Source organism: Sphingobacterium sp. UBA7625, from assembly GCF_002484085.1.
Classification (GTDB): Bacteria; Bacteroidota; Bacteroidia; order Sphingobacteriales; family Sphingobacteriaceae; genus Sphingobacterium; species Sphingobacterium athyrii.
Map to the genome: position 1 here is coordinate 16948 of NZ_DLJD01000011.1, position 11732 is coordinate 28679.

Annotated in this window: 6 protein-coding genes; 2 read left to right on the plus strand and 4 right to left on the minus strand. The window is 41.1% G+C overall.

What is annotated here, in order from left to right; genetic code table 11:
* Positions 1–67: 67 nt before the first annotated feature.
* Positions 68–2704, minus strand: a complete 2637-nt coding sequence (locus B4G94_RS04250; protein WP_286857309.1) for a valine--tRNA ligase — start codon at positions 2702–2704, stop codon at positions 68–70.
* 226 nt (positions 2705–2930) lie between these two features.
* Between B4G94_RS04250 and B4G94_RS04255 the strand changes: the two genes are divergently transcribed.
* Positions 2931–4814: an LTA synthase family protein gene (locus B4G94_RS04255; RefSeq protein WP_286857312.1), complete on the plus strand. Its 1884-nt coding sequence runs from the start codon at positions 2931–2933 to the stop codon at positions 4812–4814.
* Positions 4815–4818: 4 nt separating this feature from the next.
* Entirely contained in the window at positions 4819–6744 is a 1926-nt protein-coding gene (locus tag B4G94_RS04260) for an LTA synthase family protein (RefSeq protein WP_165309022.1), read from the plus strand.
* A gap of 6 nt (positions 6745–6750) precedes the next feature.
* On the opposite strand, the gene B4G94_RS04265 is transcribed toward B4G94_RS04260, so the two are convergent.
* The 3 genes from B4G94_RS04265 to B4G94_RS04275 all read right to left on the minus strand — a co-directional run.
* Positions 6751–7827 (minus strand): hypothetical protein, encoded by a 1077-nt coding sequence (locus B4G94_RS04265; RefSeq protein WP_286857314.1) that lies wholly within the window; start codon positions 7825–7827, stop codon positions 6751–6753.
* A gap of 285 nt (positions 7828–8112) precedes the next feature.
* Complete coding sequence (gene odhB, locus B4G94_RS04270; RefSeq protein WP_165309020.1) at positions 8113–9354, minus strand: 2-oxoglutarate dehydrogenase complex dihydrolipoyllysine-residue succinyltransferase; 1242 nt, start codon at positions 9352–9354, stop codon at positions 8113–8115.
* A 63-nt stretch (positions 9355–9417) separates the two neighbouring features.
* Positions 9418–11732 (minus strand): 2-oxoglutarate dehydrogenase E1 component (locus B4G94_RS04275; RefSeq protein WP_286857316.1); only part of this gene is annotated, 2315 nt, incomplete at its 5' end.

The window sequence follows — 11732 nt, forward strand, 5'->3', positions numbered from 1 at the left end:
AAAGTGCACCTCAAAAAAAAGTCCCGCGTGCTTCGCGGGACTTTGAAAAATCAGGATATTATGGGTTTTAACCTAAAGCTGTTAAGCTTTCTTGAAGGATCTTAATTTTAGTTTCTGCGTCTGCCTTCTTGCTTTTTTCGTTTTCAACGATTTCAGGTTTTGCATTTTGTACAAAGCGCTCGTTTGAAAGCTTTTTGTCTACAGACACTAGAAATCCTTTCAGGTAATCCAGCTCTTTTTCGATACGCTCACGCTCAGCATCGACGTCGACATTATTTTCCAATAATACATAGCATTCATCTTTTCCTGCCAGGAAGCTTGTTGCGCCGGCTACTTTTTCAGTCACAAAAGTGACCGACTCCAGGTTGGCAATTTTTGTGATGATGGCAATATATTGCCCAAGATCAATATCAGATTGTTGATTAATCGCCAGCGGTAATGCTACTTTTGGAGAAATGCCTTTTGAGTTGCGAATATTACGCACTTCGGAAATGATTTGTTGCGCTACCGCAAAATCTTTGATAACCTGCTCCTCAAAAGCGCTGACTTTTGGGAATTCAGCAACAATGATACAGTCTTTCTCTTCTTTTGCACCGAACAGTTCATCATGCCACAGTTCCTCCGTTAAGAAAGGCATAAACGGATGTACCAACTTCAACACACGTTGAAAGAAAGATGTTACTGTGTCTAGGGTTTCCGAAGCGATAGGTGAACCATAAGCCGGTTTGACCAATTCAAGATACCAGGCACAGAAATCGTCCCAGACCAATTTATAGGTTGTCATCAGGGCATCTGATAAACGATAGTGTTTGAAGTTTTCTTCAATTTCAGCCAATGCCTGGTTGAATCTTGCCTCAAACCATGACGCGGAAATTTTATCGGATTCCGAAGCCGGAGCATCGGTAATCTCCCAGCCTTTTACCAGACGGAAAGCATTCCAGATCTTATTGGCGAAGTTACGGCCTTGGACACAAAGCTCAACATCAAAAGGCAGGTCATTCCCTGCAGGAGCTGTCAATAACATGCCCATCCGTGTTGCATCGGCACCATATTCATTCATTAGATCAATCGGATCAGGTGAATTACCTAAAGATTTTGACATCTTGCGGCCTAGCTTGTCGCGGACAATACCAGTGAAATAAACATTTTCAAAAGGCAATTGTCCACGGAATTCGTAACCCGATACGATCATACGTGCTACCCAGAAGAAAATAATATCCGGTGCAGTGACTAGATCTTGCGTTGGGTAGTAATAGTTGATCTCTTCATTTTCAGGTTCATTGATACCATTGAATACCGAAATTGGCCATAACCAAGCTGAAAACCAGGTGTCAAGCACATCTTCGTCCTGACGTAGATCTGCAAGTGTTAGACCCGCATTGCCCGATTTTTGCTGTGCCAGTGAAAGCGCTTCTTCGGCGGTCTGTGCAACGACAAAATCATCGTTACCATCACCATAGAAATAAGCAGGTATTTGATGTCCCCACCACAATTGTCTTGAAATGTTCCAATCTGTTACATTTTCCATCCAGTTGCGGTAGCTATTTTTGAATTTCGTTGGATGGAATTTAATGGTATCGTCCATGACATTATCCAGGGCAGGTTTTGCCAGGTCTTCCATTTTCAGGAACCATTGGTTGGAGATTTTTGGTTCAATAACCGCACCGGTTCTTTCCGATGTGCCGACATTATTGGTATAGTTCTCTACTTTCTCCAGCAATCCCTTTTCTTCAAGTTCCTTTTCAATCTCTTTACGGACTTTGAAACGATCCATACCGGCATAATGTAAGCCGTTGTCATTTAACTTTGCTTCGTCTGTAAAGATATCCACAAATTCCAGATCATGCTTTTTACCGAGTTCGTAGTCATTGATATCGTGCGCCGGAGTTACTTTAAGGCAACCCGTACCAAATTCAAGATCCACATATTCATCCTCGATGATATTCACTTTACGGCCTACAATCGGTACGATTACCTGTTTTCCTTTTAACCAGGTATAACGTTCGTCATTTGGATTGATACATACAGCTGTATCACCAAAGATTGTTTCTGGACGGGTTGTGGCAACGACAATATATTTGTCCGTTCCTTCAACCTGATATTTCAGGTGGTATAATTTACCGTTCTTTTCCTTGTAAATAACTTCTTCGTCGGAAATATTGGTTTTTGCTTCTGGATCCCAGTTAACCATGCGGTAACCACGATAGATTAATCCTTTATTGTAAAGGTCAACAAATACACGGATTACTGATTGATACAATTCAGGATCCATGGTAAAACGGGTACGGTCCCAGTCACAGGAAGCGCCTAGTTTTTCCAGTTGCTTTAAGATAATGCCACCGTACTTTTCTTTCCATTCCCAAGCATGCTTTAAAAAATCCTCACGCGATAGGGATTTTTTATCAATGCCTTGCTCCTTTAACATAGCGACGACCTTAGCTTCAGTGGCAATGGAGGCGTGATCAGTCCCCGGTACCCAACAAGCGTTTTTACCCTGCATACGTGCGCGGCGAATCAAAACGTCTTGAATGGTATTGTTCAGCATATGACCCATGTGCAATACGCCAGTGACATTCGGTGGCGGCATTACAATCGTATAAGGTTCACGTTCGTCAGGAGTAGACCGGAAAAATCCGTTCGCTTTCCAATAGCTGTACCATTTTTCTTCAGCTTCTTTTGGATTGTAAGTTTTCGCTATGCTCATTTTAAATTTTATATTCAAATTTTTAAGGAATACAAAAGTAAGGAATTCTATGTTATTTTCCTTGTTATCATTGATCTTGTTGTTGATTGTAGATCAAGGACCAAGGATAGGGGTGCAATACTCAAACCTTAATACTTTTTTAATCTTTTCTTCATATTACTAGTCAATTAGCCTAGTTTTAATGTAAATTAATGTAAATTTGCCTGTTTTATTTTTACACGAAAGGATGCAACGATTTGCGAACGAACTTAGAGCGTTAACACAATATTTCTTGTTTTGGCTAATTATCTGTTTTCTAGATAGATTTATTTTTATTTTTGCTTTTTTTGAAAAGATCGGAGCGGGGCATTTCACCGAAATTTTTAGAATTTATTTTCATGGATTAAGCCTTGATTTTTCAGCAGTATCCTATATCTGTGCCCTTCCATTTCTTATTTATTGTATTCTGGGATTCTTTCCAAAGGTTCAACCAAAACGTACCATCCTTGATATTTATACCGTTATTGTACTCGTTTTATTTTTCGTAACCAGCTTTATCAATGTCAATATCTATCGCGAATGGGGCGACAAAATATCAAAACGTGCCATAGATGCTTTCTTGGCTTCGCCTTCCGGAGCTGTAGCTTCAGCGGAATCTACACCGGTTTTTCTTCCGATATTGGGTATGTTAGCGGGCATATTCTGTGGCTATTTTCTCTATCGCTGGATGTTTAAAAAGGTACATTTTTATAATGTTAAATCACCGATTGGCAATTTTTTTAAACTGGTGGTAGGCGCTTTTGTTCTTTTTACCTTTATCCGCGGGGGCTATGGCCGCGCGACACTAAACCCCAGTAAAGCTTATTATTCCGAAGTGACCTTTTATAATCATGCGGCGGTAAATACACAGTGGTCACTTTTGCGTGACTTTTTTACGAAAAGCACCAAGTTAAAAAGCCCATATGATTTCTATGGATCGGACGATAGGGCTATTCAGGAACAGCTAAAGCCAGTTTTTCAGAGCCAGCCCGATTCTGCAGTTGAGGTATTATCCACCACACGTCCGAATGTTGTGATCATCATGCTGGAAAGTTTTGTCGGTGATCTTGTTCAATCTTTGGGCGGTGAGAAGGGAATTGCACCACATATGGAAGAACTGATCAAAGGCGGGATTTTATTTGATCATATCTACTCGGCGGCTGACCGTTCGGATAAGGGGATGATTGCTATTTTAAGCGGCTTTCCGGCCCAGGGACCGGAAAGTATCATTAAATACATCGACAAACATGAAAACATGCCTGCCATTGGGCAGGAATTTGATCACGCAGGCTATGAAACCTCATTTTATCATGGCGGACAAAGTGAATTTTATAATTTCAAGTCCTATATGCTGACACACGGTATCTCCAAAGTAGTTGATAATGGCAGTTTTGGACTGGATGCCGAAAGAGCTTCCTGGGGCGTATACGATCATGTCGTGTTTAATCAGATGATCAAAGATTTTAACAAAGAAAAACAGCCGTTTTTTTCAACAATCTTTACCTTAATCAATCACGAACCATTCGAATTAAAGCATGGTTACAAATTTGGCAGTACCAATAATGCGGATAAGTTTAGAAGTACGGCCAACTATACGGATTCGGCTGTTTTCGATTTCATTGGCAAAGCCAAAAAGGAAGCATGGTATAAAAATACGCTTTTTGTCATTGTTGCGGATCATGGACATCGGTTGCCCTCGGAAAAATGGGAGCTTTATCACCCGAATAGATTTCATATTCCATTGATCTTTTTTGGCGATGTGATTAAGCCTGAATATCGGGGCAAAATCTTCGATCGCATCGGAAATCAAACAGATTTAGCAGCCACGTTATTGACGCAGCTGAAGCTCCCGACCAATAGATATCATTGGAGCCGTGATTTATTTAACCCAACGACATCGCAAATTGCGTTCTATAACTCCAAAGACGCCTTTGGTGCAATCACAGCCGAGCAGGCGGTATCTTTTGATAATGTGGGCCGAATTATCAATTATCGAGCTAACAAAGACTATCCTGCAGCTAAAACAGACAGTATTTTAAATATTGCCAAAGCATATTATCAACAGGTCTATCGTGAATTTCTAAAATATTAACCGGATGAAATTAAGAGGAATACTAGCACCCTATATTGCAGTCGCCATTCGTTTTGCCTTTCTTTTAATCATTTATGCCCTGCTGAGATGGGGATTTTACTTACTGAATTCCTCCTTATTTCCCAACGTAAATGCGGGAAAACTGTTTGTGATGTTTGGCGGGGGCATCCGTTTTGATACCGTTGCTTTGCTCTATCTGAATATTCTCTACATCGTTATGCAAACGGTACCCGGACCATTCATCTATAATCCGACCTATCAGCGGGTTTCCAAATGGATCTTTGTCGTAGTCAATTCACTGGGGATCGCGTTGAATCTAATCGACTATGCCTATTATCCTTTTACACTAAAACGGACGACAGGTACGGTGCTAAGTCAATTCTCAAATGAATCCAATCTTTTTAAATTGGCATTTGACTTTTGTCTTGATTATTGGTATCTCCTGCTGGTATTTGCACTGCTCGTTTATGGCCTGTCCAAATCGTATCGGTTGATCCAACTGGAACAACCAAAACGTTATTCCTGGAAGCCTTTCCTGATTCAGCTTCCTTTCTTTCTACTGACCGCTTTTCTTTTTATAGGTGGTGTCCGTGGCGGATGGGCACACAGTACGCGTCCGATCACTTTGAGCAATGCCGGTGATTATGTAGATACCCCCGAGGAAATGAATATTGTGCTGAATACGCCATTTAGCATTTTGAAAACTTTAAAAGCCGTGAGCCTTAAACCAGTGAATTATTATCCGGAACAGGAGCTGGTAAAGCTTTATGATCCAATTCATCTGCCGCAAACGGACAAGCCCTTCAATAAAAAGAATGTCGTTGTCTTGATTTTGGAGAGTTTCGCGAAAGAACATTTTGGTGAATTGAACAAAGACATTCAAGGTGGTCAATACAAAGGCTATACACCTTTTCTAGATTCGTTGATTCGCAATGGCTATACCTTTACAGATACTTATGCCAATGGTCGTAAATCCATTGATGCATTGCCTTCGGTCATTACGGGTATCCCTTCCATCGGTGAGCCCTTTGTACTCTCGGTGTATTCTGGTAATGAGACGACCAGTCTAGCTAAACTGCTGGGGAAAAAGGGCTATGAGACTGCATTTTTTCATGGTGCTCCAAACGGAAGCATGGGCTTCTCGGCCTATATGAAACTAGCGGGAATCCAACACTATTTTGGCAAAACCGAATACAATAACGATCAGGATTTTGACGGTATCTGGGGAATCTGGGATGAACCCTTTTTACAGTTCACCGCCAATAAGATCAATACGTTAAAGCAGCCATTTTTTGCAAGTTTCTTTTCGCTGTCATCACACCATCCTTTTAAGGTGCCTGAAAAATACCAGGGGAAATTTCCCAAAGGACCACTGCCGGTACAGGAGCCGATCGGCTATACCGACAATGCCCTGCGTGAATTTTTTGCGACGGCCTCTAAAATGCCCTGGTTCAACAATACCTTATTTGTAATCTGTGCCGATCATGCCACCGTAAGTTACCTGCCGGAGTATCAGACTACAGCGGGTGGTTTTCAAATTCCGATCATATTTTATGCCCCCGGAGATGGATTGGTCGGCAAAGCGGATAAATTGGTCCAACAAATTGATATTATGCCGACAGTCTTAAATTACCTCCATTATGACGAACCTTATTTTGCATTTGGCGCTGATGCATTTAAGCCGGGGCGGGATAATTTTGTGCTGAACAATAATGCAGGAAGCTATAATTTTTATTATAAAGATTACATGATGTCTTATGATGGTCTTAAACCGGTATCTCTTTATAATATGAAGCAAGATCGTTTGATGAAACAAGATTTACTCAAACAGCATCCTGCGATCCTAGATACAATGGAAACCAAGATGAAAGCTTTTATTCAGCAATATAACAATCGCATGATTGAAAATAAGCTGACCTATAAAAAATAGGTCGGCTTACTCCGGTTGTCTTTGCTGAAATTTAGCCCTGATACTCCTGTCGACAACAAATAAGGCGAGGCCATAGATAATATAAATCAGAGGTAGCGTAAATAGGACCAGGAGGATATAACCCCGGGCGTTATGCGCAAAAATGCCATTGACCAAGTAATTTGCCAGACTGGTCCAAAACCAGCAAAAGCCGTAAAATGATGCCGGTACAATAAGATTTCCCAGCAGCAGCGCATAGCGATAAGCACCAGTTTTGTATTTCTTGTAAATATACCTGATGTGTAAATAAAGCAGGAGAATGGATCCGATCAGGGCAAGGACTTCGGGATGGATCCAAAGGAGTGCCTTTGCAGGGAACGCTATTTTTTCACCTACCTCGATTTTAAAACTGCTTTGTTTTCCGGGGGATTCAATGATCCAGTGAACGAGCGTGTCTGTTTGCTGTTTTGGAGCGCCCAAATTCTGCGCATAAGCCTTCATCTTATTTCCCGTATGCAGGTACAGATCAATTGGTCCAAAGGAAGACCAGTACTTCGAAGGAAATAGGAGATATTCAATTTCATATTTTGTGAGGATATCCCGACGGTCATAACCCATCAAAGCACGGTACTGAATTTTAATACTGTTTTCACCCTTGTGAAGTTTGGCTGTAAAATAAAAGGCGTCATTTAGGTTAATTTGCTCCCATTCCGCATTTCCATAGCTGATCTCATAGTAGCCATCTTTGAACCGTAAAAACGGTAATTTAGGATTTTTTTGATCTAATGGAATAGATTTAATCTCTTTTTGGTTAACAGTCACGTTTTCTAATCCATCTAAATTGAGCGCAAGAAACACCAAGGGAAAGTCCATGTTTTCCTCGGCATGGATGATATATTCTATATTGAATAGGCTCTGATAATCATAATCTACCGTGTCGCGCACAAGGTGTATATCAATTCGTTCGCGAAGTACTTTTGCTTTACCCGCAGGAACCAATTGGGCCGTAATGCTATGGGGACCAAATGGATTGGCCATATTGGCTGAGAGTGTGAACACAGCGAGCAAAAGAATTATCGTCAGGCCTATTATCTTACTGTTCATAATTGTTTATTTAATGCATCTACCGTTCTGCTGGTCAAAACATGAACTTCGTTAGCTTATTTAATTCGCTGATAATCTAATATCAAACAAATATCCACAGTTGAAAGTATAAATTAAAAAGAAGAAATGAAAACCTTGATATAGATTCGCAGCGGCAAGTTCGGCAAAAGGTACGTCGGACGGTCTAATGCGGCGCGGGATAGGGAGCAATGATTAATATCCGCAAAAAGAAAAGACCTATACGACAATCGTATAGGTCTTTTTGTTATCATATTTTGGCAACAATTATACACCCAACAATAAACGAGCTGGATCTTCTAATAATTGTTTTACACGAACCAAGAAGCTTACTGACTCACGACCGTCAATAATACGGTGGTCATAAGAAAGCGCGATATACATCATTGGACGGATCACAACCTGACCATTCTCAGCGATCGGGCGTTGAATGATGTTGTGCATACCCAAGATTGCTGATTGCGGTGCATTGATGATAGGTGTTGACATCATGGAGCCAAATACACCACCGTTAGTGATTGTAAATGTACCACCAGTCATCTCGTCGATTGTTAACTTGTTGTCACGTGCTTTACCTGCCAATGTAGCAATCGCTTTTTCGATTTGCTCCAAAGACATCGCATCTGCGTTACGGATAATAGGAACAACTAGCCCTTTAGGAGCGGAAACCGCAATTGAAATATCTGCAAAATCAGAATACACGATTTCATTTTCTTCGATACGAGCATTCACTGCTGGCCATTCTGCCAATGCTGTTGTTACTGCTTTAGTAAAGAAAGACATGAAACCAAGACCGATACCAAATTTCTCCTTGAACGTATCTTTATATTTGGCGCGAAGATCCATGATCGGTTGCATATTGACTTCATTGAATGTTGTCAACATGGCCGTTTCGTTTTTAACAGCTACCAAACGTTTTGCGATTGTTTTACGTAAAGACGATAATTTCTCACGACGTTCATTTCTTGAACCAGCAACTGGAGCCGCTGCAGGAGTAGCAGCCGGAGCCGCAGGTTTTGCCGCTGGAGCAGCAGTTTTAGCAACAGGTTGTGCTTTTTCAGCATCTTCTTTCGTGATGCGGCCATCTTTACCTGTTCCTTTTATTGTTGAAGGATCAATTCCTTTTTCTCTCAAAATTTTTGCGGCAGCAGGAGAAGCCGTACCAGCAGCGTAGCTATCTGGATCTTCGTCTTTTGCAGCAGCAGCTGGAGCTGCAGTTGATGATGCCTCAGCAGCAGGTGCAGCAGCCGGAGCTGAACCGCCAGCAGGAGCTTCACCTTCTTCAATTGTACAAACGACAGCACCGATTTCTAAAGTATCACCTTCTTGTGCAATGATTCTTAAGATACCTGCTTTTTCAGCTGGTAACTCAAACGTTGCTTTGTCTGACTCCAGTTCGGCGATGTTTTCATCCATCTCCACATAATCGCCATCTTGTTTCAACCATTGTGATAAGGTTACCTCCGTGATAGATTCACCTACGGTTGGTACTTTAATTTCTAAGCTCATATATAATGTTCTTTATTGACAATTGCGTCCTGTAGATAAGACGCAATTGATTTTAAATTGTTTTTATTCGAATGATTTATTTAAGATTGCTGCTTGTTGGGCAACGTGTTGTTTCATATAACCTGTCGCTGTACTTCCGCTTTCTTTACGTGCTACGAAACCTGTAAACGCAATGTCGGTACCCATCAGTTTGCGGCAGTAGTAAGACCATGCGCCCATGTTCTCATTTTCCTCTTGTACCCATACAAACTCTTTAGCCTTGTTGTACTTTTTACGGATCGCTTTCAACTGCTCAGCCGGAATTGGGAATAACTGCTCGATGCGAACAATTGCAATATCTTTACGTTTGTCAGCTTCTTGTTTTTCCAATAAATCATAGTAAACTTTACCAGAACAGAACAATACACGTTTTACATCTTTTGCAGCAACATTTGCATCGTCAATCACTTCCTGGAATACGCCTTCCGTGAAGTCTTTCAATGGAGAAACCACTTTCGGGTGACGCAACAAGGATTTTGGCGTAAAGACCACCAATGGCTTGCGGAATTCGCGTACCAGTTGACGGCGCAACAAATGGAAGTAGTTTGCCGGTGATGTACAGTTTGCCATGATCATATTCTCATCCGCACATAATTCCAGGAATCTCTCGATACGTGCCGAAGAGTGTTCAGGGCCCTGTCCTTCCATACCATGTGGCAACATCATGACCAAACCGTTTGAACGTTTCCATTTTGTTTCCGCACTTGACAGATATTGATCTACGATGATTTGAGCTCCATTGTAGAAATCACCGAACTGTGCTTCCCAGATTGTCAATGAATTTGGATTAGAAGATGCATAACCATATTCAAAACCCAAAACAGCATATTCTGAAAGTAAAGAGTTGTAGATCGAGAACTTGTCACCACCTTTGATATTTGCCAATGGAACATATTTCTCTTCGGAATCTTCCAGCGTCAATACAGCATGGCGGTGTGAGAAGGTACCCCGTTGTACATCCTGACCGGAGATACGAACACGATTGCCCTGATCCAATAAGGTCGCATAAGCCATTAATTCACCCATTGCCCAATCGTATGCATCATTGCTAATCATTTTGGCACGGTCTTCAAATAAACGGGTGATCTTACGGAAGAATTTTTTGTCCGCAGGTAATGTGGTAATCTCTTTCGCTAATTTCAGGAACGTATCTTTCGCAACTTGTGTTTTATCGGTTGTTGTTAATACTTCTCCTTTTTTCGCTGGACGTAATCCTTCCCATGCACCTTTAAACATCGGAATTTCTTCAGTCAATACTTCAACTGTTTTTGCTTCCTCAAATTTAGTCTGCAATTCCGCTTTAAATTCTTTCTCTATATTTTTCGAATACGCTTCATCAACGCTTCCTTCAGCAATTAATTTTTTTGCGTATACTTCTTTCGGATTTGGATGTTTTTCAATGATTTTGTACAACAAAGGTTGTGTAAACTTAGGCTCATCCGCCTCGTTGTGACCAAATCTTCTGTAACATAACAAATCAATAAATACGTCTGTTTTGTATTTTTGACGGTATTCAACAGCTAAGTTGATCGCGTAAACGACAGCCTCAGCATCATCTCCATTGACATGGAATACGGGCGAAGACGTAATTTTTGCTACATCTGTACAATAGGTGCCAGAACGTGCATCTTTATAGTTTGTTGTAAAGCCAATCTGGTTGTTAATAACGATATGGACGGTACCTCCTGTTTTGTAACCATCTAGTTTGGACATTTGAGTGACCTCATAGACAACGCCCTGACCGGCGATTGCAGCGTCACCATGGATAATGATAGGTGCAATTTTCGATGAATCGCCATCGTATTTGAAGTCGATTTTAGAACGTACCATACCTTCGACAATTGGATCTACTGTCTCCAGATGGGAAGGGTTTGGTGCCAGACTAAGATGCACAGATTTGCCGTCGTTGGTTTTTACTTCTGAGGAGAAACCCAAATGGTATTTTACGTCACCACCGAAGTTGACTTCAGGATCATCCGCATAGGTTTTGCCTTCAAATTCAGAGAATACGGATTTGTAGGATTTACCCATAATGTTGGTCAAAACATTCAAACGACCACGGTGCGCCATACCGATCACAAACTCTTGGATACCGATGTCAGCACCTTTCTCGATGACAGAGTCCAATGCAGGGATTAAACTTTCCGCACCTTCTAATGAAAAACGTTTTTGACCCAAAAATTTGGTTCCCAAAAAGTTCTCAAAAGCAACAGCATCGTTAAGTTTGTTTAAGATTCTCTTTTTGGTATCCAAAGAAAATTTTGGCATATTACGATCCGCTTCCATGCGGTCTTGCAACCATTTTATCTTTTCTGGATTACGGATATATTTGAATTCTG